Genomic DNA, 23,431 nt, shown 5'->3' with positions numbered 1-23,431 from the left:
CTCGGCGGAGTCACCCGACGAGGTGGCCGAACTGGTCCGCCGAGGCGTACGTCAGCCATGCCGCGGCGACGAGAGCCACGGCGACGACCGCCGTCGCGCCCACCGACACCACGGTGCGACGCTCCTTCGGCGCGTACGCGTACGCGGCCCCGAGGACGAGGCCGACGACGAGCCCACCGAGGTGCGCCTGCCACGCGATGCCGGTGAAGAAGAGCCCGATCGCGAAGTTGATGCCGATGAGCACGACGATCTGCATCGCGTTCCGGCCCGTCCTGCGCAGCACGAGCAGGATCGCGCCGAAGAGCCCGAACACCGCGCCCGAGGCGCCGACGACCGGGGTCATCCACGCGACCGACGTCGGGCCGCCTGCGAGGACGAGGTAACCGACGGAGCCGCCGATCGCCGACAGCAGGTAGAGCGCCGTGAACCGCAGCCGCCCCAGCTGCTGCTCGAGGAACGGCCCTGTGACCCACAGCGCGTACATGTTGAAGAGGATGTGGACGGGGCTCGTCGAGTGCAGGAACGCCGCCGTGAGGAAGCGGTAGGGCTGCAGCTCGCCGATCCACGGGGCGAACGCGAGCATGCTCGTCCACGTCCCGCCCGTGACGAGCTGCAGGACCCAGCTCACGACGCACAGGCCGATGATCGTGAACGTCACGACCGGCGGGCCACCGCGGACCCTGCCTCCGAGCGCGGTGCGCTGGGTCGGCGCCTGCCGGGCGGCGTCGCGCACGCAGTCGACGCACTGCACGCCGACGGCGGCCGGGCGCTGGCACTCGGGGCACGCCGGGCGGCCGCACCGTTGGCACCGCACGTACGACACCCGGTCCGGGTGCCGCGGGCACACGGGCGGGACGGCAGGACCGTCGTGCGGCCCTGCCGTCCCGTACGCCGGCGGGCCGGGCGGCCCGGGAGGTGTCGTCGAGATGGTCAGTCCTCGATCGTGACGGACGTGATGACGATGTCCTCCTGAGGGCGGTCGCCCGGGCGGGTCGGCGTCGCGTTGATCGCGTCGACGACCGCGCGGGACGCGTCGTCCGCGACCTCGCCGAAGATCGTGTGCTTGCCGTTGAGCCACGGCGTCGGCACGGTCGAGACGAAGAACTGCGACCCGTTGGTGCCCTCGGCCTCGCCCGTGACCGGGTTGCGGCGCAGGCCCGCGTTCGCCATCGCCAGGAGGTAGGGACGGTCGAACTGGAGCTCGGGGTGGATCTCGTCGTTGAACGTGTAGCCGGGACCGCCCGTGCCGGTGCCCAGCGGGCAGCCGCCCTGGATCATGAAGTCCTGGATCACGCGGTGGAAGATCAGGCCGTCGTAGAAGGGCTCGGTGCGCTCTGCGCCGGTGCGGGGGTCGGACCACGTCGTGGTGCCCTGCGCGAGCCCGACGAAGTTCGCCACCGTCTTCGGGGCGTGGTTCGGCAGGAGCTCGATCCGGATGTCACCTGCGGTCGTGTGGAGGGTTGCGAACATGGGCACCATCCTCCCACGAGACCCGCGCGCGACCCGTCGGACGCGACGTCTCGCGGGGCGGGCACGGTGGTGGCAGAGTGGTCGGAAACGCCCATCGCATCCGCACCTTCGTCCCGTCGGACGACGACCCCGGGGAGCACGCATGACCCGTTCTCGCTCAGCGAGCGACTCCGTCAAGGACACGCTCGAGTCGATCGACACCGAGAAGCTCAAGGACCAGGCCGCGCAGGCCGCCGCGACCGCGCAGAGCGCGGCGAGCCAGCTCGCCGACCAGGCCAAGGACGCGGCGGTGCAGGCCAAGGAGTGGGGGACGCCCAAGGTGGAGGCGTTCCTCGAGTGGCTCCAGCCGCGCGTCGAGAAGGCGTGGCAGGACAGCATCCAGGCCGCCGCGCCGCGCGTCGAGAAGGCCGCGGGCAAGGCCGCGCCCGCCATCGACACCGCGCACGACAAGCTCGTCGACGACGTGCTGCCGAAGATCGTCGCGAGCTTCAACGCCGCCGCCGCCAGCGCCGCCGACTCCGCCCAGCGCGCGGCCGACAACGCGGCCGAGGCGACCGCCGCCGCGTCCGCTGCCACGGCGGCGGCGACCGGCAAGAAGGCGCGCAAGCTCGCCAAGGAGGCGCAGAAGGCCGCCGCGGAGGCCGCGAGGCAGGCCCAGAAGGCCGCAGGCAAGGCCGGCAAGAAGGCCTCGAAGCACGCCGACAAGGCGGCGGAGAAGGCGGCGGCCAAGCTCGCCGCCGCGGCCGACAAGGCCGCGGCGAAGGCCGCCGAGGCCGACGCGTCGAAGGGCAAGGGCCGCACCCTCTGGTGGATCGCCGGCGGCGTCACCGCCGCAGGCGTCGGCTACGTCCTCTACCGGCGCGCGCAGCCCACGACCGACCCCTGGGCCGAGCCGTGGGAGCAGGAGGAGCAGCAGGTCCACTTCGACGACGTCGTCGGCGACGCCCGGCACGCCGTCGGGGACGCCGCCGAGTCGCTGGGCGAGGCCGCGGGCGTCGCCGTGGCGAAGGGCCGCGAGGCGACCGACAAGCTCGCCGAGCGTGCCGCCGAGGTCCGCGACGACGTCAGCGACCGCGTCAGCGACGCCGTCTCCGACGCCAAGGACGCGGCCAAGAAGGCCACCAGCCGCGCCCGCAGCACCACCCGCAGCGCAGCGTCGTCCGCCAAGGACGCCGCCGCGGACGCGAAGGACGACCTCGGCGACGCCGGCAAGAAGGCCCGCGAGGCAGCCGAGGACGCCGCGGAGGACGCCGCCAAGAAGGCCGACGACGTCTGACCCAGCCAGCGCGGCACGCTGGACGTCGGACATCGCGCACTGCGTGAAGGGGGTCCGCACCTGGGGGTGCGGACCCCCATCGCCGTCCGAGTCAGACCGTGGGGCGAGAGAGCCGGTACTTCCGATTCCTGCTCGTCGGTGGCGCGGTGGCCACGATCGCCCCCTCTGCCACGAGAACACGCAGTCGTGGGCGAAGTGATCCGGCGGTCGTGCCAAGGAGCTCCGCGATCTCGTGGACCGACAGTTCCGGTCCAGGGGTGAGCGCTTCGACAATCCTCTCGTCGAGGGTCCCCTCCCATCGGATCTCCGTGGCGCGCTCCGAGAAGAGGGTCTCGGCAGCCTCGAGGCGGTGGCCCTCGCGATACGCACCGTCCGTCCGCCGCGGGTACTGGAGCCATCCCGCGTCGACGAGCCCACGGAGGACTGCCCTGGCGTCCGCAGAGTCCATCGCCAGTTGAGCCCGCAGGACTTGATCGTCGACTGCGTACCCACGGTGGACGAGAACGAGCGCGCGCCGGGCGTCAGGGTCGAGCGTGTCGGCCCCGATGCTGGCGAGCCATTGATTGGTCTCCGGGTTGAGCAGCCCGTGCCGATCCAGCACGACTGCCATCGAGGTGACGGTGGCGAGGTAGCGGGGTGCGGCGAGTCCCGCTCGCCCGAGCGCACCCGTCATCGTCGGAATCCCAGATCCCGCGTTCTCGGACACGGACTCGTCACGGTCGAGCATCGGGACGTCGGCGAGCATGGCGGAGAGCACGGCGTTGCGTGAGCGTGAAGACCCGTCGAAGAGGTCGACGACGCGCCGCCCACCCCAGATGCCTCCCGGGTTCGTGATCTCCAGTCGATCGGGGTAGAGCTCCACGCGCACCTGGTCGCCGAGTGCCCACGGGCTGTAGTCGCGGTGCGTGAGCGCGTTCGTGACAGCCTCGCGGATCGCGACCTCGGGGATCTCGGGTTCATCACGGGCTCCGGCGCCGACGATGACGCGGCGCACCGGGATGTTCTGCAGCACGGCCCTGACGCAGTCGTCGACCATGGCCGGGATCGGGCCCTCGATCACGCGGCGGTCCAGCATGCGGGTCTCGCCTGCGTAGACGTCCTTCGCCTTTCCCGGATAGACCGCGAACGTCACCATCGCCTGCGCGAGCGAGTGTTGCGGGTAGCGCCCGAACGCGAGCAGTCCGGCAACGGTAGGTGTTCGTCCGTCTGACGCCAGCACGTTGTGGCGTGTCAGGATGTCGACTGTGGACGTCAGGTCCGCAACGGATCGTGGGCGACGACGGCGCAGGCGCGCGATGAACCGCTCGACCTGCTTCATGTCGAGGTCGTCGAGGGAGGCGCCACGCACAGGCTCAGTGTCGACACGCGGCTGCGCGCCGTCGGTCGACAGCAGGAAGATGCCGTAGGTGCTCATCCGACGATCGCCGTCACCGACCCGCTCGAAGGTTCCGCCCTCTTTGCCTTGTGTCGTCACGAAGGCGGGCTTCATCGCCGCCGGCAAGGGCTCCACGTCGGCGACGACGATCGAGGCCCCGTCGACGACCGCGATGTCGATCGAGCCGAGTGGCCGAGGGCTCACCGGACCCGGCGACTCACCTCCGCCGCGAGGCCTGAAGCCGTCGATCAGGCCATCACGAATCGCGGCGGCGTCGAAGCCCTGCGTCGGAGCAAACCCTGTCGACTCGTCGAGCCCGAGAATGATGAGCCCGCCGTCGCCGTTGGAGAACGCGCTCACCGTGGGCCAGACGTCCTTGGGAACTCCTCCCGCAGCCTTTTTCACCTCGACGGACGAGAGATCCGTCGACGCTGCGCGAAGCCGCGCAACGACGTGCTCGATCGGACCCTGGCTCGTCTCCATGACACCTCACTGTAGTTCACTGTCGCCACTACATGCGTCACTGTAGTCGTTGCGTGAGGCAGCCTGTCGCGCCAACCGCCGGGGCTGACCCGAGGACCACCATCCTTCGCTTGCTGTGAGCGGTTCGGGTACGGAAAGCTCTGGCCATGGCCATCAGAGAGCCCCGGCGCGCATGGTTGCTGATGGCTGCGGGCGACGACCGGGGCTACGGCGGCAACGAAGGCTACGACGACGAGTACGACGCCTACTACTCCTGGGACAGCAAGGTCGTCAACCACAAGAACCTTATGGTCGGTGACCCTGTGGCCCTGTGGGACAAGCGCCGGCTGCTCGGGGTGTCTGTCATCGAGGCGATCGAGCGGTCCACGGGCCAGAAGCTGCAGAACCGGTGCCCCGCCTGCCGGACTACGGCGATCAAGCCGCGCAAGACCAAGGCGCCCACGTTCCGCTGCGACGACTGCAAGGCCGAGTTCGACACGCCGCGGTCCGAGGTGGTCGAGGTGGAGATCTACCGTGCTCGGTACGACGCCGCGTGGACGGACCTTGATGGTCTCCTGAACGACCGTGAGATCCGCGAAGTTCAGACGAACAAGGGTGAGTTCAACGCGATGCGGCGGTTGGACTGGGCGTCGTTCCGCGACGTCCTGGCGCGCAAGCACGCCGACCGCGCCCTCAGTCGGGTGGTCGGACGAATCCCGGACGTCGCGTGGGGTCCGACGCTCGGCATCGCAGTCGACGTGCCTCAGGGTTTCCGGGAGTCTCTGGTCCGTGTCCGCCGTGGCCAGCGAGAGTTCCGGGAGGCACTGCTCGCGGCCCAGGGCCAAAGGTGCGCGTTCACGGGGGCGGCACCCGCACGAGTCCTCGAAGCAGGTCACCTCTACAGCTACGCCAGGATCGGCGAGCACCGCGCACACGGCGACCTGATGCTCCGTCGAGACATTCATCGACTCTTCGACGACGGTCTGCTCGCCGTCGACCCTGAGCGCCGCCGGGTCGACGTCGCCGAGGAGCTCGGATCTTACGCACAGTACGCGCGCCTGCACCAGAAGCCGTTGACCCTCGAACTCCGCGACGAGCAGGTGGACTGGCTCACCCAGCACTGGGCCGAGCACCGCACCGCTGCTGGCTGATCCCACGCACGCCGGGCAGCGACCGGCAACGACAGATTTCGTGACGCCCGGACTGGCGGTGAGGAGGGTGCTGTCGACCTCGAGTACGGTCGACGACGAGACACGGATCATCGACGGAGTGGAGCCAGGGGGACTCGAACCCCCAACCCCCTGCTTGCAAAGCAGGTGCGCTACCAATTGCGCCATGGCCCCGGGTGACGCGGCCTGGGGCCGGTCAGGAGTGAGACGTGCTCACTCGAAGGTGTCGGTGACCTCTGCCCAGAGGTCACGCTCGGCGTTGTCCTCCGTGTACTTGCGCCACAGGAGATATCCGGCGCCGGCGGCGAGGAGCAGGACGAGAAGCTTCTTCATGACGTTCCCCCTCGAGTGGGTTCGTTCGGCAGTGGGCCTAAGAGGACTTGAACCTCTGACCTCTTCCTTATCAGGGAAGCGCTCTAACCGTCTGAGCTATAGGCCCGTACGCGCCTCGCCGGACAGCCCCGGGGGGCCGCTCCGCTCGCAGGCAGCGATTGAGGTTACCCCACCGGGAGCCGCAGACCCAAACCGAGGGGTCCGTGGCCCCCGGTCGGGAGCCGTCCTCGGTCAGTCGTCGGTGAGCGTGAGGTGCACGCCGCCCACCAGCGCGGCGACGATGTTGTACAGGAACGCCATGATCGTCGACAGCGCGGTGATGATCACCACGTTCACCACACCGAGCAGCGTGGCGATGGAGATCACACGGCCGAACGCCACGTACTGCTGGATGTCGACCTCGGTCTCGGTGCCGACGATCTGCGTGAACAGGTCCTCGATCTTGGCGAAGACCATCATCCCGTCGAGGACGTACCAGACCACGGCCGTCGCGACGACGGTCATGATGCCGATCGCGACGGCGAGCAGGAAGCCGAGCTTCATCGCGGACCAGGGGTCGATGCGCGAGACCGCGAGCCGGACGCGGCGCGGGCCGCCGTCGTTCCGGACCGTGGGCGTCGCGCCCGTCGCCGGGCCGACGGCGGGTGTGGCACCGGTGAGGGGGGTCGCCGAGCCGGAGACGCCCGCGGCGGAGTAGTGCATCGCCGCCGGCGCCGGGGTGTTCGTGGACGCCGCGGACGCCGCCGTGGCGCTCGGGGCTGTCGCGCTGGTCGTGGGCACGCGCCTCACCGTCTCGTCGTCGATCTCGTCATGACCGGGCTGCTGAGGGTCGGCCTCCGCGGGCGCGGCCGGGACCGCCGCGGAGACCTTCTTGGCCGCGCTCTTCGCCGCGGCGATGGCTGCGGCCGCCGCCTTCACCGCGCCCGCGCGGGCGACCGCGACACGGCTCTCGCCGGACGCGCGCTCCATGCCGTCGTCGTCGGCACCGCGCTCCGCGGCGGCCTGGCTCGAGGCCGGGCCCGGCGGAGGAGGCGGAGGAGGAGGCGGGACGGCGCCCGACGCCGCACCGTTCGACGCGCCGTTCGACTCACCGTGCTTGCTCGGCGCGGTCGCGCCCCCGGCACGCGACGTCGTGTCCGTGTCGGGACGCGGCACGGTCAGCCGGGGCGTGATCGTCGGCGGTGCGTTGTTCTCGCTGCTCATCTGGTTTCCTCGGTGGTTCCGGGGGCCGGCTCGGTCCCGCTCGCCTCGTCGGACGAGGCGGTCGGGTCGGTGATCGGTGCGCTGCTCGTGTCGGTGCCGCCCGGGGCCGTGCCGGTCCCGTCCTCGCCCTCCACGGTATCCCGATCCTCTCCGAGGCGACGCTCGACGTTCCGCGCGACCGCGATGATGCGGTCGCCCTTGTCGGGCTTCGCGAACGTCACCCCCTGCGTGTTGCGGCCCGTGAGGTTCACCTCGTCGACCGCGGACCGCACGATCTTCCCGCGTTCCATGATCACCAGCACCTCGTCGTCGGCCTCTGTCACCAGAGCCCCCACGAGATCTCCACGAGCCTCCACCAGGTTCGCGACCTTGATGCCCAGACCGCCACGGCCCTGGACCCGGTACTCGTCGATCCGCGTGCGCTTCGCGAACCCGCCCTCGGTCACGACGAAGAGGTCGGAACCCTCCTCGACGACGTCGGCCGAGAGCAGCTCGTCACCCTCGCGGAACTTCATGCCCGTCACGCCCGACGTCGCGCGGCCGAGCGGTCGCATCGTGTCGTCGCCCGCCGGGAACCGGATCGACTGGCCCTTGCGCGAGACGAGGATGAGGTCGTCGTCGGCGTCCACGAGGAGCGCCGCGACGAGCTCGTCGGGCGTGCCCGACTCGTCCTCGCGGAGGTTGATCGCGATGAGCCCGCCCGAGCGCGGCGAGTCGTACTCCGACAGCCGCGTCTTCTTGACGAGACCGCGGCGCGTGGCGAGCACCAGGTACTCCGCGGCGCCGTAGTCGCGCAGGTCGAGGACCTGGGCGATCTTCTCGCCGGGCTGGAACGCGAGCAGGTTCGCCACGTGCTGACCCTTGGCGTCGCGGCCGCCCTCGGGCAGCTCGTACGCCTTGGCGCGGTAGACCCGTCCCAGGTTCGTGAAGAACAGCAGCCAGTGGTGCGTCGTCGTCACGAAGAAGTGGTCGACGATGTCGTCCTCGCGCAGCTGCGCGCCGCGCACGCCCTTGCCGCCGCGCTTCTGCGCCCGGTAGCTGTCGCTGCGCGTGCGCTTCACGTAGCCGCCGCGCGTGATCGTGACGACCATCTCCTCCTCGGCGATGAGGTCCTCGATCGAGACCTCGCCGTCGAACGGGAGGATCGTCGTCCGGCGCTCGTCGCCGTACTTGGCGACGATCTCGCCCATCTCGGTGCCGACGATGGAGCGCTGGCGCTCCGGCTTGGCGAGGATGTCCTCGTAGTCGAGGATCTTGCGCTCGAGCTCGTCGTGGTCGTCGATGATGCGCTGCCGCTCGAGCGCCGCCAGACGGCGGAGCTGGAGGTTGAGGATCGCCGTCGCCTGGATCTCGTCCACGCCCAGCAGCCCCATGAGGCCCGCGCGGGCCTCGTCGGCGTCGGGGGAGCGGCGGATGAGCGCGATGACCTCGTCGAGCAGGTCCAGCGCCTTGAGGTAGCCGCGCAGGATGTGGATGCTGCGCTCGGCCTCGGCCAGCAGGTACCGGGTGCGCCGCACCACGACGTCGAGCTGGTGCGTCGTCCAGTGCCGGACGAACGCGTCGAGGCTCAGCGTGCGCGGGACGCCGTCGACCAGCGCGAGCATGTTCGCGCCGAACGTGTCCTGGAGCTGCGTGTGCTTGTAGAGGTTGTTGAGCACGACCTTCGCCACCGCGTCGCGCTTGAGCACGATCACGAGGCGCTGGCCCGTGCGGCCCGACGTCTCGTCGCGGATGTCGGCGATGCCCTGGACGCGACCGTCCTTGACGAGGTCGGCGATCTTCGCGGCGAGGTTGTCCGGGTTCACCTGGTACGGGAGCTCGGTGACGACCAGGCACACGCGGCCCTGGATCTCCTCGACGTTGACCACCGCGCGCATCGTGATCGAGCCGCGGCCGGTCCGGTACGCCTCCTCGATGCCCTTGTGGCCGAGGATCGTCGCGCCGGTCGGGAAGTCCGGGCCCTTGATGCGCAGCAGGAGCGCCGCGAGGAGCTCCTCGCGGCTCGCCTCGGGGTGGTCCAGGTGCCACTGGACGCCCTCGGCGACCTCGCGCAGGTTGTGCGGCGGGATGTTCGTCGCCATGCCGACCGCGATGCCCGCCGAGCCGTTGACCAGCAGGTTCGGGAACCGTGACGGCAGGACCGCCGGCTCCTGGGTGCGGCCGTCGTAGTTGTCCTGGAAGTCGACGGTGTCCTTGTCGATGTCCCGGACCATCTCCATGGCGATCGGGGCCATGCGGCACTCGGTGTACCGCGGGGCGGCCGCCGGGTCGTTTCCGGGCGAGCCGAAGTTCCCCTGTCCCGCGACGAGCGGGTAGCGCAGCGACCAGTCCTGCACGAGGCGCACGAGCGCGTCGTAGATCGCGCTGTCGCCGTGCGGGTGGAACTTGCCCATGACGTCGCCGACGACGCGAGAGCACTTCGAGTACGACCGGTCCGGGCGGTAGCCGCCGTCGTACATCGCGTACAGCACGCGGCGGTGCACCGGCTTGAGGCCGTCCCGGACGTCGGGCAGCGCGCGCCCGACGATGACGCTCATCGCGTAGTCGAGGTACGACCGCTGCATCTCGAGCTGCAGGTCGACCTGCTCGATGCGGCCGTGGTGCACCGCGACCGCCGTGCCGTCCGCGTGCACGACCGCCTCGTCCCCGTCGCCGGGGGCGGTGGGCTCGATCTCGGGGTTCTGCTCGTCGGTCACGGTCTACCTCGTTCGTTCGTTCGTGCGTGCTCGCTGTGCTCGTCGCCTGCCGCGGTCCGCGCCGCCGGGGCGCGTTCGCGGGCCGGTCGCCCGCGCGGGGCGGGCACCGGCTGGTCAGATGTCAAGGAACCGCACGTCCTTCGCGTTCCGCTGGATGAAGCTGCGGCGCGACTCGACGTCCTCGCCCATGAGGACGGAGAAGATCTCGTCCGCGGCCGCGGCGTCGTCCAGGGTGACCTGGTTGAGCGTGCGGTGCTCGGGGTCCATGGTCGTGTCCCACAGCTCCGAGTAGTCCATCTCGCCCAGACCCTTGTAGCGCTGGATCCCGTTCTCCTTGGGGATCCGCTTGCCCGCGGCCTGCCCGGACGCGAGGAACGCGTCGCGCTCCTTGTCCGAGTAGACGTAGTCGTGCGGCGCGTTCGACCACTTGAGCCGGTACAGCGGCGGCTGCGCGAGGTAGACGTGCCCGTTCTCGATGAGGGGGCGCATGTACCGGAAGAGCAGCGTGAGCAGGAGCGTCGCGATGTGCTGGCCGTCGACGTCGGCGTCGGCCATGAGGACGATCTTGTGGTACCGGAGCTTGGTGAGGTCGAAGTCCTCGCCGATGCCCGTGCCGAACGCGGTGATGATCGACTGGACCTCCTGGTTGGACAGGGCCCGGTCGAGGCGCGCGCGCTCGACGTTGAGGATCTTGCCGCGGATCGGGAGGATCGCCTGCGTCCGCGGGTTGCGACCGCGGACGGCGGAGCCACCGGCGGAGTCGCCCTCGACGATGAAGATCTCGCACTCCTCGGCGCGGTTCGACTGGCAGTCGCGCAGCTTGCCGGGCATGCCGCCCGACTCCAGCAGGCCCTTGCGCCGGGTCGCCTCGCGCGCCTTGCGGGCGGCGAGCCGCGCCTGCGACGCCTGGATCGCCTTGCGGATGACGTCGCGCCCCTCGTTCGGGTGCGAGTCGAACCAGTCCGTGAGCTGCTCGTGGACGACGCGCTGGACGAACGTCTTCGCCTCGGTGTTGCCGAGCTTCGTCTTGGTCTGGCCCTCGAACTGCGGCTCGCCGAGCTTGACGGAGACGACGGCGGTCAGGCCTTCGCGGATGTCGTCGCCCGTGAGGTTGTCGTCCTTCTCCTTGAGGATGCCCTTGTCGCGCGCGTACCGGTTGACCAGCGAGGTCATCGCCGCACGGAAGCCCTCCTCGTGCGTGCCGCCCTCCGTCGTGGAGATCGTGTTCGCGTACGTGTGGACGGACTCGGAGTACGAGCTGGTCCACTGCATCGCGATCTCCACGGAGATGCGCTTCTCGGTGTCCTCCGACTCGAAGTCGATGACGTCGGGGTGGACGAGCTCGACCTTCTTGGCCGCGTTGAGGTGCGTGACGTAGTCCACGAGGCCGCCGTCGTACTTGTACGTGACGGTGCGCGCGGGGGTGGTGGGGTCCGACGTCGTGCCGTCCGCCTCCGAGACGCCGTCCGCGTCGGCCGGCCCGTCGCCGCCCGTGACCTCGTCGCCCGTGTCGAGGTGGGCCGGGCGCTCGTCCGTCAGGGTGATGCACAGCCCCTTGTTGAGGAACGCCATCTGCTGGAAGCGCGCCCTCAGCGTCTCGAAGTCGTACTCGGTGGTCTCGAAGATCCCGGGGTCGGCCCAGAAGGTCTGCGTCGTCCCCGTCTCGTCCGACGGCTCGAGCCGCTCGACGGGCGTCACCGGGTTGCCGCCCTCCGTGAACTCCTGGCGCCACGAGTACCCGTCGCGGCGGACCTCGGAGACCATGCGCGTCGACAGCGCGTTGACGACGGACATGCCGACGCCGTGCAGACCCCCGGAGACGGCGTACCCGCCGCCACCGAACTTGCCGCCCGCGTGGAGGATCGTCATGACGACCTCGAGCGTCGGCTTGCCCTCGGTGGGGTGGATCGCGACGGGGATGCCGCGGCCGTTGTCGACGACGCGGACGCCGCCGTCGGCCAGGAGCGTCACGTCGATCGTGTCCGCGTGCCCGGCGAGGGCCTCGTCCACAGAGTTATCCACAATCTCGTACACAAGGTGGTGGAGGCCCCGCTCGCCGGTCGAGCCGATGTACATGCCCGGACGCTTGCGGACCGCCTCGAGGCCCTCGAGGACGGTGATGTTGCTCGCGTCGTAGCCGCCGCCCGCCGAGGGTGCCGCCTCCGCGGACGCCGTCGGGTCGGAGATGGCGGTGTCGGTGTGGTCTGCCACGGGCAGGACTGCTCCTCGTCGTCGTGCACGCAGCGCCCGCGTTCGTGCGGAAGCGGTCGCCGCTGCTCAAGGGTTCCGGGCCCGTACCACGGTCGACGTCGGCTCCTCCGCCACGGCGGACGACCGGCCGTGGACGGCTGGCCGCACCTCCTCGGAAGGGCTGCGCGCGCGGGTGGTGAACAGACCCGGAATGACGTCCCCAGTCTACCCGCCACGAGCCGAATTCCGCGGATTGTGGCGCTCCTGGGGACGGCTGACCGGGCATTCCCGACGCGATCCGCACGTCGCCGCCGAGACTCGTCCACACAGTTGTCCACAGCCTTTGTCCACCGGTGGGGGAGATGCCTCCGTACGAGCTCCCGAGGCCTGGAGCGGGCTCGGCGGACCGCGTCCTCGGCACGGGCGTGGGAACCCTCCCTTTCCCACAAGTCGGGAATCGGCATTTGGCCCGGAAAGTGGTCTAATACCACACACCATCATGATTCGCGCGTCGTCCGCGCAGGAGTGATCCGCGTGCGGGCGGCCTCACCCCGAAGGGACCCTCACCTCGTGAAGAGACTCCTCGCGAGCGCTGCGGCGACAGCGCTCGCACTCGGTGGCCTGCTCGTGGCCACCGCGGCCCCCGCCTCCGCCCACACGCCCGACGTCCGCGCCACGTGCACCGAGCTCTCGGTGAACCTCAGCCAGTACTCCGCCCGGGGCAAGAAGGACAACACCGTCACCGTCACCCTCGACGGCCGGCAGGTCGACAGCCAGACGTTCCCTGGCTCCTTCGCGGGGACGTACGCCGTGCCCGACCCCACGCGGGCGACCTCGTGGGAGGTCAGCATCAAGGCGTGGGACGACCCCCAGGGCAGGAACGGCTGGACGAAGGTCCTCACCGGCAGGACGACCGCGTGCCCGGGCCAGGGCCAGGAGGTCCAGGTCGGGATCTACCTCTACCCGAAGCTCGACGCCTCCAAGGACGCCGCCTGGGAGAACTCCGGGCCGCAGGACCTGCTCACGACCAAGACGCTCACGCTCTCCCCGGAGGAGCAGAAGTCGGGCGAGCACTGGTTCACGGAGCTGCCCGAGGGCACGCTCGACGGGAAGGACCTGTGCGAAGGCTGGGGGATCCAGCAGGACCTCGTCCGCGGTGGCCCTGACGACTACACGATGCCCGAGGAGATCACGTACCCCGACGGCTCCTCGATGGACGGCCACCTCGTCGACTGGACGCACCAGGAGCTGGACGAGTTCGGCGTCACGCTCCCGTCAGCCGCGGACTGCGACATCGCGCCTGTGGACGACGAGGTCGAGCCGACCGCCGTCGCCCCGGTCCCGCCCGCGACGATCGAGTCCTGCGAGGCGGACGCCGTCCCGGTGAAGCCCACGGACAGCCCCGAGGTCACCTACCTGGTCCGGACCGACGGCGTGCTCGCGACGCCGGCGAAGGGCTTCGTGTTCGGTGCCGACCTGGCCGGGTACCAGCTGCTCGACGACGGCAGCGCGCTCTTCCCGATCGCGGCCCTGCAGCCCGCCGCCGAGGACTGTGCCCTGGTCGCGGGCGAGATCACGGCCGTGTGCGAGGGAGACGTCCCCTACCTGGGCTACGCCGTCTCGCTCCCCGCGGGCATCGAGGTCGACGACGAGAACCCCCTGACGATCACGTTCCTCAACCCCGGCGACGGCGAGAACTGGACCGTCACGGACCAGCCGCTCTCGGGCCGCGTCCTGTGGCCCGGCGCCTCGGCGCAGGAGCCGCGGCAGTGGCCGGGCTGGCTCCTCACGGAGGACGGCTCGTACGTCGAGACCGAGGGCAACTACGCGTGGACCCGTGACGGCGTCGAGGTGCTGTTCGAGGTGAACCCGTCCTACTCGACGGTCGTCTCCTACCCGCCGGCGACGAGCGAGTGCGCCAACCCGCCCGCGGGCACGGTCGGCGTCGTCGACGCGGCCGCACCGCCGTCGGGCCCCGCGCTCGCCACGACCGGCGCGACCGTCGCCGGCGCCGCGGCGTTCGCCGCCCTGCTCGTCGGCGGCGGTGTCCTGGTGTTCTGGCTGCGCCGCCGCGTGCAGTCCTGACCCTGACGTGGTGACCTGACCGGTCACCACTCGCGAGGCCCGCCGTGCCCCGGTCACGGCGGGCCTCGTCGTGTCCGAGCGCCCCGAGCCCCGGCGCGGCCCGCAGGACGGCGCGAGGACGCGCCGTCGGGCACTCAGCCCCAGGTGTCGCGCGGACCGGGCCCGCGGACGGACTTCTTCCCCCGCCGGAAGCTCGGGCCCGCGGGCCCGAGGACCGTGACCGTCTCCACGACGCCCTCGCCGACCTCGTGCGCGAGCCGCTCGAGGAGCTGCGGTGCGAGCAGGCGCACCTGCGTCGCCCACGCCGTCGAGTCCGCCCGGACGACGAGCACCTTGTCCTCGAACGTCTCCGGCTCGCAGTGGTCCGCCACCTGGTCCCCGACCACCTCGCGCCACCGCCCGACGACGCCCCCCACCGACACGTCGGCGACCCAGTCGCGCTCGCGCAGCAGGCGCGCGACGACGTCGCCCAGGAGCTGCGGGTCGCGGCCACCTGGTCGGGCGCCCGACGTCGGCGGGTCGGCGAGGATCCGGCGCCGCGGCTCCTGGCCCGGCCGCAGGCCCTTCGCCCGCGCCGCCGCCTTCGCCCGGTTGAGCGCCTGCCGCGCCACCTCCGCCGGCGGCGTGAGCTCCACGACGTCCCCCACGGGCAGCCTCGTGGCACGAGGCTCCGCGCCGTCCCGGTCCTCCACGGCGTCCGACGGCTCGGCGCCCGGCGCCGCGTCACGGTTCGACACGGCTCACCGTCCCGTCCTGCACGACGAACCGCGCCCCGTCCAGGAGGGCGGGGACGTCGTCCGGCACGGCCGCGGTGATGATGACCTGCCCCGCGTCCGCGACGAGCTCGGCCAGCCGCTCGCGTCGCCGGACGTCGAGCTCGGCGAACACGTCGTCGAGCACGAGGACGGGCTCGCCGTCGGGACCCCACTGGTCCGCCCACAGGAGGGAGTCCAGCCCCGCCGGCGCCCCGTCCCGGAGGAGCCGGTACGACGCGAGGCGCAGCGCGAGGGCGAACGACCACGACTCGCCGTGGCTCGCGTAGCCCTTGGCCTGGAGCCCGCCGAGGGTGAGGACGACGTCGTCCCGGTGGGGCCCGACGAGGTTCACCCCGCGCTCGATCTCCTTCGCCCGCACCGCCCGCATGGCATCCAGCATGCGCGCCTCGAGCGTCGACGCGTCGGGGAGGCCCGACGTCGGGCCGTCGCCGTCCCGGTCCGGCTCGCCCCGGGCGGGCGTGGTGCCGACGGTCCCGTCCGGGTCGAGCGCCTCCTCGACCGAGGAGCGGTAGGCGATCTGCGCCTCGCCCTGCCCCGCGCTGACCTGCTCGTACGCCTCCGCGACGTACGGCGTCAGGGCCGCCACGAGCTGGAGGCGCAGCGCCGTGATCTCGGCGCCGAGGCTCGCGAGCCGCGCGTCCCAGACCTCGAGCGTCGCGAGGGGAGACGGTGCGCCCTCGGGCGCGTCGTCGTCGAGCGGTGGCTCCGCGGCCGCGGGACGGCGTGCCCCGCGGCCGCGACCCCGGAGCGCGGTCGCGGACTTGAGGAGCGCCCCGCGCTGACGCAGCACGCGCTCGTAGTCCGCGAGGAGGGCGGCGACCCGGGGGACGAGGAGCACGGCGAGCTGGTCGAGGAACCGGCGACGACCGTCGGGGTCGCCCTTGACGAGCGCGAGGTCCTCCGGCGCGAAGAGGACGGTCCGCACGATGCCGAGGACGTCGCGCGGCCGCTTCGCGGGGGACCGGTTGATGCGCGCCCGGTTCGCGCGGCCGGAGGCGATCTCCAGCTCGACGGTGCTCGCCCGGTCGCCCCGGACGACCCGCGTCCGCACGACGGCGCGCGGGGCGCCGGCGCGGACGAGCGCCGCGTCCCCGGCGACCCGGTGGCTCGCGAGCGTCGCCACGTACCCGATCGCCTCGACGAGGTTCGTCTTGCCCTGGCCGTTCTGCCCGACGAGGGCGTTCACGCCCGGGGCGAGCTCGACGTCGACGGACTCGTAGGAGCGGAAGTCGACGAGGGACAGGTGGGAGACGTACATCGCGAGGACGTGCCGGGGGACGGCCGACCGGTCAGGCCGGGTCGGCGGCCTTCACGGCGTGCCCGCCGAACTGCTGGCGCAGCGCCGCGACGGCCTTGAGCGCCGGGGACTGCTCCTGGCGCGAGGCGAAGCGCGCGAACAGCGCCGCCGAGATGACGGGCAGCGGCACGGCGTTGTCGATCGCCTCGTCGACCGTCCAGCGGCCCTCGCCCGAGTCGTCGACCCAGTCGTCGATCGCCGCGAGCTGCGGGTCCTCCTCGAGCGCCTTCACGAAGAGGTCGAGGAGCCAGGACCGCACGACCGTGCCGCGCGTCCACGCCTTCATCGTGCCGTGCACGTCCTTGACGAGCTCGCCCTTCGCGGCGAGGAGCTCGTAGCCCTCCGCGTACGCCTGCATGAGGCCGTACTCGATGCCGTTGTGGACCATCTTCGCGAAGTGCCCGGCGCCGACCTCGCCCGCGTGGACGAAGCCCTCCTCGCGCGGTCCCTCCGGGCGCAGGGCGTCGAAGACCGGCATGGCGACCTCGACGTGCGTGCGGTCGCCGCCCACCATGAGTCCGTAGCCGTTCTCGAGGCCCCAGACCCCGCCGGAGACGCCGACGTCCAGGTAGCCCACGCCCTTCTCGCTCAGCTCCGCGGCGCGCGCCTGGTCCTCGGCGTAGTACGAGTTGCCGCCCTCGATGACGAAGTCGCCCGCGCCGAGCAGGCCACCCAGCTCGGTCACCACGCTCCGGGTCGGCTCGCCCGCCGGGACCATGACCCACACGACGCGCGGACCGTCGTCAGGCAGGGCCGCGACGAGGTCGGCGAGAGTCGCGACGTCCGAGACCTCGGGCCGCGGGTCGTAGCCCACCACCTCGATGCCGGCGGCGCGGATGCGCGCCCGCATGTTGTTGCCCATCTTGCCGAGGCCGACGAGTCCGATGCGCGTGACCATGCGAGTCCTCCGGGGTGCGGTGATGCGGTCGGGGCGGTGGTGCGAGAGGGGTCCTCGCGGGTCAGCCCGCGAAGCGGATCGGCACGAGCAGGTAGCGGTAGTGCGACGAGTCCTCGCCGTCCAGCGAGTCCTGCCCGGTGAACTCCACGGGCTTGTTCGGGTGCGTGAAGCTCAGGCGCACGAAGTCCGTGCCGAGGGCCCCGAGGCCGTCGAGGAGGAACTGCGGGTTGAAGGCCACCGAGATGTCCTCGCCCACGAGCACCGCCTCCAGCGCCTCCGACGCCTGGGCGTCGTCCCCCTGGCCCGCGTCGAGCACGACCTGCCCGTCCGTGAACGACAGCCGGATCGGCGTGTTCCGCTCGGCGACGAGCGACACGCGCTTGGCCGCGTCGATGAGCGGGGCCGTCGGGACGACCGCGTGGATCGGGGTCTCGTCGGGGAACAGCCGGCGGACGGCCGGGTAGTCCCCGTCGACGAGCTGCGACGTGGTGTGGCGGCCGCCGGCCTCGAAGCCGATGAGGTCCACCCCGGTGCCGGTGTTCAGGCCGACGTTCACGAGGCCCGAGCTGCCGAGGGACTTGGCCACGTCGTTGAGCGTGCGGGCGCGGACGAGGGCGACCGCCGAGTAGCTGGGGGTGACGGGGGTCCACGTGAGCTCGCGGAGCGCCAGACGGTAGCGGTCCGTAGCGAGGAGCGTGATCTTCTCACCCTCGATCTCCACCCGCACGCCGGTGAGGAGCGGGAGCGTGTCGTCGCGGCTCGCCGCCACCGTGACCTGCGCGACGGCGTTCGTCAGCTCGTCGCCGGAGACCGTGCCGGAGAGCTCGGGCATGGCGGGCAGGGCCGGGTACTCGTCCACAGGCATGGTGAGGAGCGTGAAGCGGCTCGCGCCGCACGTCACCGTCACCTTGTTGCCCTCGAGGACGACGTCGACCGGCTTCGCCGGGAGCGCGCGGGAGATCTCGGCGAGCAGCCGGCCGGACACGAGCACCGTGCCGGGCTCGCTCACCTCGGCGGGGATCTCCGAGCGGGCGGAGACCTCGTAGTCGAAGCTCGACAGGCCGATCGTCCCGGACGCGTCCGCCTCGAGCCGCACGCCCGCGAGCACCGGGGCAGGTGGGCGGGTCGGCAGGGTCCGCGCCGTCCAGGTCACCGCGTCGGCCAGGACATCACGCTCAACCCGGAACTTCATCCCACACCCTCTCGTCCCAACGTCCTGATCGGACTCGATCTTCACATGTGCCGTCCGGCCGCGCCTCGGCGCCCGGACCGTCGTCGGGCCGAGCGCGTCCTGGCCGCTCGCGGGAGGCCCGTGGGCGGTGGACGCGGGGAGCTCGGGTCGCAGGTCCGCGCACACGTGTCGTGCATGAACCCTACGCGAGGAGCCGGTCCGGAGGAACTGGAACGACGCTCCTGGGGACGGTCCTGTGCATCGATCGCGTCACGGCGTCGGCTCGTGCGACCGGTGCTTCCCGTCTCCTCGTCGATGGCTGTCGTTCGGTGGGTACGGCATCGTGGTCGGGACGGTGGTCGGGATGGTGGCTGGGCGGGGGTGCGGGTCGGCCGCCGGAGCCTGATGAAGGCGTGTGGAATTCCCCCTAGATCACACCTTCGTCGTCGTCATAGGGGTTGTGGAATGCGTGGAAAACGGGTGTCTCTGCAGGTCAGACGGGAAAAATGCGTGTGGACGAACCGGTGGTCCCGCTGTGGGAAAGTCGCACGGCCTGTGGGCGACCGATCTGTCCCCACACGCCGTCCACCGATCGGTGCCCCGTCGTCCACACCGTAGGGCCCGTCGTCCACAGTTATCCACAGAAGCGTGCACAGCGGGGGCCTCCGAGTGCCGTCCACAGACTGTGTACGACGCACCGTTTCCACAGTCGGACCGGGGAAAACGCTCGATACTGCGCCGATCGTGGAGCGTCGTAGGTCCCTGTGGTCGATCGAGGATCCCAAGATCACGCCGATGTCACAACTCACAGATGGCCTGTGGATGACTGTGGACAACTCGGCCCACACGTTGTGTACGAAGGTGTGAACAGGGGATCGTGCGCGTCGCGATGGCGTTCGAGAGGGCAGTATCCACAGGATGATGCACCCCGGTGGGCATCTCTGTGGATCTGTGTGGATCGTCGGGGGCGACGGCGAGCTGGCGCCCCCGAGCGGTGCGACCACGTCCCGCGACGGTGGGGGTGCGTGGTCCGGCACGTCGTCGCGTCTCAGCCCCGGTGCTGCTGCTTGATCCTGCTCGTCAGCTCGGTGACCTGGTTGTAGGTGGACCGTCGCTCGGCCATCTGCTCGGTGATCTTGCGGTTCGCGTGCATGACCGTCGTGTGGTCGCGCCCGCCGAACTGCTGGCCGATCTTGGGCAGCGACAGGTCGGTCAGCTCGCGGCACAGGTACATGGCGATCTGGCGCGCGGTGACCAGGACGCGCGAGCGCGAGCTCCCGCAGAGGTCGTCGATCGTCAGGCCGAAGTATGCGGCCGTCTGCGCGATGATCGCGGCGGGGGTGATCTCGGCGCTGTCCTCGTCGGTGATGAGGTCCTTGAGGACGATCTCCGCGAGCGGGAGGTCCACCTGCTGGCGGTTCAGGTTCGCGAAGGCGGTCACCCGGATCAGCGCGCCCTCGAGCTCGCGGATGTTCGTCGAGATGCGAGACCCGATGTAGGAGAGCACGTCGTCCGGGGCTGCGAGGCGCTCGCTCGACGCCTTCTTCCGGAGGATCGCGATTCGCGTCTCGAGGTCCGGCGGCTGGACGTCGGTGATGAGCCCCCACTCGAACCGGGAACGGAGCCGGTCCTCGAACCCGTTGAGCTGCTTCGGCGGGAGGTCGGACGTGATGACGACCTGCTTGTTGGCGTTGTGGAGGGCGTTGAACGTGTGGAAGAACTCCTCCATCGTCTGTTCCTTGCCCTGGAGGAACTGGATGTCGTCGATGAGAAGGACGTCGACGTCCCGGTAGCGGCGCTGGAACGCGCCGGCCTTGCCCTCGCCGATGGAGTTGATGAAGTCGTTGGTGAACTCCTCGGAGTTCACGTAGCGCACACGGACGTTGGGGTACAGGTTGTGCGCGTAGTGGCCGATCGCGTGCAGCAGGTGCGTCTTGCCGAGGCCCGAGTCCCCGTAGATGAACAGCGGGTTGTAGGCCTTGGCGGGTGCCTCGGCCACAGCCACGGCAGCGGCGTGCGCGAACCGGTTCGACGACCCGATGACGAACGTCTCGAAGACGTACTTGGGGTTGAGCCTGCTCGGCTCGGCCTGCGGCCGGGGCGGAGGAGGGGGCGGCAGGTCGGGCAGGCCGTCGTCCGGCTCGATGTACGGCCGCTCGACGGCGGGACGGGATGCGGGCGCGACGACCGGGTCCGAGCTGAGCTCCGGGTCGACCGTGATGCCGAAGCGGACGTCACGCCCGAGGCAGGAGGACATCGCCGTCACGAGCTCGTCGCGCACGCGCGTCTCGAGATAGGTGCGGGTCTGCTCGTGCGGCACCGCGATGAAGACCGTGTCGTCGAGGATCGCGAGCGGCTTGGCGAGGCGGATGAAGGCGATCTGCCGCGGCGTGATGTCCGGGCTCGCCTCGAGGATGCTCAGGGTCTGCACCCAGACGTCGGCGATGTTCTCGTCCGGGTTGGCCACGGGCAGTTCCTCACAGGTCGAGGGCGTGCGCCGGCGCGTGGAGCCGACCGTCGAGCGCGCGCTGACGGGCCGGGCAGGGTGCGCCGACGAAGGAAGGTCACGGGTGTGGTGATGCTGAGGTCGATCGTGCCATGGGAACCCCTCGTCCACATAGTTGTCCACAGGCTGTGGGTTGTAGGGTGGGGATGCTCTCAGGCCCCGCGGGGTGCCGTGGGGAGCGCGACGACGCGGCACCCGCGCCGCGGCGTATCTCACGTCTCCTGGTTTGACCCGGGGGGGTCGCGCAGCGTAACGTCAGACAGCCGTTCCAGGTGTTCTTGGCGCGCCCGCGTGGAGGAGACTCGACACGAGGCCTCGCGTCGTGAGCTGCCTGCAAGGATCCGGTGCCCCCAGCAATGGCCCACTCGATCTGCGTGCCTGGACGGCGTGCGTGCGGGCGACCGCACGATGCACCACCTGAACCACCGACAGGCTCCAACCGGGACCTGTCACTGCATCGTCGAGGACATAGACGGTGTACCTCCCCGACGTTCTTGGAGTACCTCGTGAGCAAGCGGACCTTCCAGCCGAACAACCGGCGCCGGGCGAAGACCCACGGCTTCCGGCTGCGCATGCGGACCCGTGCCGGCCGCGCCATCCTGGCTGCCCGCCGTCGCAAGGGCCGCACCGAGCTCTCTGCCTGATACCACGTGCTCCCCGCGGCGCACCGACTGCGCCGTTCCGTCGATTTCGAGCGGGCGGTGCGCCGCGGCGTGCGTGCGGGTAGGTCGACCGTGGTCGTGCACCTCTCGGAGGATCTCGAGGGGGACGCGCATCCACAGGTCGGCTTCGTCGTCTCCAAGGCAGTGGGGAACGCGGTGCACCGCAACCTCGTGAAGCGTCGCCTGCGTGCCGCGACCGCGGCGCGCCTCGACGCGCTGCCCGCGCACGGCCGCGCCGTCGTCCGAGCGCTTCCCGCCTCGGCGGTGGCGTCCTTCGACGCCCTGAGCGCCGACCTCGACAGCGGGCTCGAGCGCGCTGTCCGGCGTCTCCACGAACGCTCGGGCGTGGATCGATGACGACCACGCACCCGGTCGACGCTCCCGGCGCGGAGTCCCCCGAGGACACCGGCGGAGCTCCCGGCATCGTGCGTCGCGTCGTCGCCGTGCTGCGTCGTGTCCCGGCGCTCACCCTCATCGGCATGATCCGGGCCTACCAGTCGGTGATCTCCCCGATGACGGGTCCCACGTGCAAGTACTACCCGTCCTGCTCCCAGTACGCCCTCACGGCGGTGCGTCGTCACGGCGCCCTGCGCGGAACGGGCCTCGCCCTCTGGCGGCTGCTGCGCTGCAACCCCTGGAGCCTCGGTGGGGTCGACGACGTTCCGCCGGCACGACACACGCACTAGACCGCAGCCCGACCACGGGCGATTCACAAGCTTTGTCCGAAGTTGAGGGAGCAGTCACGGATGGACTTCTTCGCGATCCTTTACCCCATCGAGTGGGTAGTCGCCTGGATCATGTACTTGTGCCACCAGGGCCTGACGTACCTGGGGTTCTCCGACGGTCCCGGTCCGGCATGGGTGCTGTCGATCGTCGGCCTGGTCATCATCATCCGCATCCTGCTGATCCCGCTGTTCTTCAAGCAGATCAAGGCCTCGCGGGGCATGCAGATGCTGCAGCCCGAGATGCAGGCGATCCAGAAGAAGTACAAGGGGAAGACGGACCCGGCGTCTCGCGAGGCCATGAGCCGCGAGACCATGGACCTGTACCGCAAGCACGGGACGAACCCGTTCGCGTCGTGCATGCCGATCCTGCTGCAGTCGCCGATCTTCTTCGCGCTCTTCCGCGTGCTGAACGGGCTGGTGCCGATCTCGAACGGCACGGATGACCCGATCGGTCCGATCAACTCCGCGGTCGCGAGCGACATCGAGAGCTCGTCGGTGTTCGGGGCCCAGCTCTCCGACGTCTTCCTGCGGACCGACGACCTGCAGACCAAGATCGTCATCGCCGTTCTCATCGTCGCCATGTGCGCCACGACGTTCTTCACGCAGCGCCAGCTCACGATGAAGAACATGCCGAAGGCCGCTCTCGAGGGTCCGATGGCGTCGACGCAGAAGATGATGCTCTACGTCTTCCCGTTCATCTTCGCGGTCTCGGGCGTCAACTTCCCGGTCGGCGTGCTCGTCTACTGGACGACGACGAACCTCTGGTCGATGGGGCAGCAGTTCTACACGATCCGGCGCATGCCCGCGCCGGGCTCCGAGGCCGAGCGCCTTCTCAAGGAGCGTCAGGCCCGCAAGCGTGCGGCGAAGGGCATCGTCGAGGATGCGACGCCCGTGATCGAGCAGCCGCGTGGCCAGCGTCAGCAGCCGAAGCGCAAGGACCGCCAGAAGGGCGCCGCCCCGGTGCGCCCTGCAGGGACGTCGTCTGACACGGGCTCTGCGAACTCACCGGTGGAGGACGCGCCCGTGGCTGAGGACGGCCCTGTGACGGACCACGGTGCGAAGGGGTCGTCGTCTCCCACGACGTCGAAGCCCGCGCCCAAGAAGAAGAAGCAGAAGTAGACCCGCGCCCGAGCGCGC

19 protein-coding genes and 2 tRNA genes are annotated in these 23,431 nt (G+C 70.7%); 7 read left to right on the top strand and 14 right to left on the bottom strand.

Annotation, left to right across the window (positions count from 1 at the left end):
* Positions 1–10: 10 nt before the first annotated feature.
* Together ACZ402_RS13960 and ACZ402_RS13955 are read right to left on the bottom strand one after the other, a co-directional pair.
* On the bottom strand, positions 11–733 hold the full coding sequence (locus ACZ402_RS13960) for a rhomboid family intramembrane serine protease (protein WP_375823228.1): 723 nt from the start codon (positions 731–733) through the stop codon (positions 11–13).
* A 197-nt stretch (positions 734–930) separates the two neighbouring features.
* Complete coding sequence (locus ACZ402_RS13955) at positions 931–1,470, bottom strand: peptidylprolyl isomerase (RefSeq protein ID WP_087470435.1); 540 nt, start codon at positions 1,468–1,470, stop codon at positions 931–933.
* A gap of 142 nt (positions 1,471–1,612) precedes the next feature.
* On the opposite strand from ACZ402_RS13955, the gene ACZ402_RS13950 reads away from it, so the two are divergent.
* A complete protein-coding gene (locus tag ACZ402_RS13950) occupies positions 1,613–2,746 on the top strand; it encodes a hypothetical protein (RefSeq protein ID WP_375823229.1) in 1,134 nt (377 codons plus the stop codon).
* Positions 2,747–2,837: 91 nt separating this feature from the next.
* Here the strand turns inward: ACZ402_RS13950 and ACZ402_RS13945 are convergent, their stop codons facing one another.
* Positions 2,838–4,604, bottom strand: a complete 1,767-nt coding sequence (locus tag ACZ402_RS13945) for an ATP-binding protein (RefSeq protein ID WP_375823230.1) — start codon at positions 4,602–4,604, stop codon at positions 2,838–2,840.
* 146 nt (positions 4,605–4,750) lie between these two features.
* On the opposite strand from ACZ402_RS13945, the gene ACZ402_RS13940 reads away from it, so the two are divergent.
* Positions 4,751–5,734 carry an HNH endonuclease gene (locus ACZ402_RS13940; RefSeq protein WP_375823231.1) on the top strand — a complete coding sequence of 328 codons (984 nt, stop codon included), beginning with the start codon at positions 4,751–4,753 and terminating at the stop codon, positions 5,732–5,734.
* Between the two features lie 119 nt (positions 5,735–5,853).
* Here ACZ402_RS13940 and ACZ402_RS13935 read toward each other — a convergent pair.
* From ACZ402_RS13935 to gyrB, 6 genes are all read right to left on the bottom strand, one after another.
* Positions 5,854–5,926: transfer RNA gene (locus ACZ402_RS13935), tRNA-Ala, on the bottom strand.
* A 39-nt stretch (positions 5,927–5,965) separates the two neighbouring features.
* A complete protein-coding gene (locus ACZ402_RS13930) occupies positions 5,966–6,085 on the bottom strand; it encodes a DLW-39 family protein (RefSeq protein ID WP_208863433.1) in 120 nt (39 codons plus the stop codon).
* A 32-nt stretch (positions 6,086–6,117) separates the two neighbouring features.
* Positions 6,118–6,191: transfer RNA gene (locus tag ACZ402_RS13925), tRNA-Ile, on the bottom strand.
* A gap of 125 nt (positions 6,192–6,316) precedes the next feature.
* Positions 6,317–7,288 (bottom strand): DUF3566 domain-containing protein, encoded by a 972-nt coding sequence (locus ACZ402_RS13920; protein ID WP_375823232.1) that lies wholly within the window; start codon positions 7,286–7,288, stop codon positions 6,317–6,319.
* Positions 7,285–9,984, bottom strand: coding sequence for a DNA gyrase subunit A (gyrA, locus tag ACZ402_RS13915; protein ID WP_375823233.1), 2,700 nt, complete (start codon positions 9,982–9,984; stop codon positions 7,285–7,287). The genes ACZ402_RS13920 and gyrA overlap by 4 nt, the downstream gene beginning before the upstream one ends.
* A 114-nt stretch (positions 9,985–10,098) precedes the next feature.
* Positions 10,099–12,171 carry a DNA topoisomerase (ATP-hydrolyzing) subunit B gene (gene gyrB / locus ACZ402_RS13910; protein WP_375823487.1) on the bottom strand — a complete coding sequence of 691 codons (2,073 nt, stop codon included), beginning with the start codon at positions 12,169–12,171 and terminating at the stop codon, positions 10,099–10,101.
* A gap of 573 nt (positions 12,172–12,744) precedes the next feature.
* Between gyrB and ACZ402_RS13905 the strand changes: the two genes are divergently transcribed.
* Positions 12,745–14,259 (top strand): hypothetical protein, encoded by a 1,515-nt coding sequence (locus ACZ402_RS13905; protein WP_375823234.1) that lies wholly within the window; start codon positions 12,745–12,747, stop codon positions 14,257–14,259.
* Between the two features lie 134 nt (positions 14,260–14,393).
* Here ACZ402_RS13905 and ACZ402_RS13900 read toward each other — a convergent pair whose 3' ends face one another.
* The 5 genes from ACZ402_RS13900 to dnaA all read right to left on the bottom strand — a co-directional run bounded on the left by ACZ402_RS13900 (position 14,394) and on the right by dnaA (position 20,868).
* Complete coding sequence (locus ACZ402_RS13900; protein ID WP_375823488.1) at positions 14,394–14,894, bottom strand: DciA family protein; 501 nt, start codon at positions 14,892–14,894, stop codon at positions 14,394–14,396.
* 88 nt (positions 14,895–14,982) lie between these two features.
* Positions 14,983–16,293: a DNA replication/repair protein RecF gene (gene recF, locus ACZ402_RS13895; protein WP_375823235.1), complete on the bottom strand. Its 1,311-nt coding sequence runs from the start codon at positions 16,291–16,293 to the stop codon at positions 14,983–14,985.
* A 31-nt stretch (positions 16,294–16,324) separates the two neighbouring features.
* A complete protein-coding gene (gene gnd / locus ACZ402_RS13890) occupies positions 16,325–17,230 on the bottom strand; it encodes a phosphogluconate dehydrogenase (NAD(+)-dependent, decarboxylating) (RefSeq protein ID WP_375823236.1) in 906 nt (301 codons plus the stop codon).
* Positions 17,231–17,291: 61 nt separating this feature from the next.
* On the bottom strand, positions 17,292–18,422 hold the full coding sequence (dnaN, locus tag ACZ402_RS13885; protein ID WP_375823237.1) for a DNA polymerase III subunit beta: 1,131 nt from the start codon (positions 18,420–18,422) through the stop codon (positions 17,292–17,294).
* 1,027 nt (positions 18,423–19,449) lie between these two features.
* Positions 19,450–20,868 carry a chromosomal replication initiator protein DnaA gene (dnaA, locus tag ACZ402_RS13880; protein ID WP_253051590.1) on the bottom strand — a complete coding sequence of 473 codons (1,419 nt, stop codon included), beginning with the start codon at positions 20,866–20,868 and terminating at the stop codon, positions 19,450–19,452.
* Positions 20,869–21,413: 545 nt separating this feature from the next.
* Here dnaA and rpmH point away from each other — a divergent pair.
* Genes rpmH through yidC form a run of 4 tightly spaced genes read left to right on the top strand, consistent with a single transcriptional unit; the run spans position 21,414 to position 23,413 of the window.
* Positions 21,414–21,551 (top strand): 50S ribosomal protein L34, encoded by a 138-nt coding sequence (gene rpmH / locus ACZ402_RS13875; RefSeq protein WP_034225701.1) that lies wholly within the window; start codon positions 21,414–21,416, stop codon positions 21,549–21,551.
* 6 nt (positions 21,552–21,557) lie between these two features.
* Positions 21,558–21,926 (top strand): ribonuclease P protein component, encoded by a 369-nt coding sequence (gene rnpA, locus ACZ402_RS13870; RefSeq protein ID WP_375823238.1) that lies wholly within the window; start codon positions 21,558–21,560, stop codon positions 21,924–21,926.
* Complete coding sequence (yidD, locus tag ACZ402_RS13865; RefSeq protein ID WP_375823239.1) at positions 21,923–22,255, top strand: membrane protein insertion efficiency factor YidD; 333 nt, start codon at positions 21,923–21,925, stop codon at positions 22,253–22,255. The genes rnpA and yidD overlap by 4 nt, the downstream gene beginning before the upstream one ends.
* Positions 22,256–22,315: 60 nt before the next feature.
* Entirely contained in the window at positions 22,316–23,413 is a 1,098-nt protein-coding gene (yidC, locus tag ACZ402_RS13860; RefSeq protein ID WP_375823240.1) for a membrane protein insertase YidC, read from the top strand.
* Positions 23,414–23,431 lie beyond the last annotated feature (18 nt).

The organism is Cellulosimicrobium sp. NPDC030954 (assembly GCF_055571305.1).
This window is presented reverse-complemented; position numbering and strand designations above follow the sequence as displayed.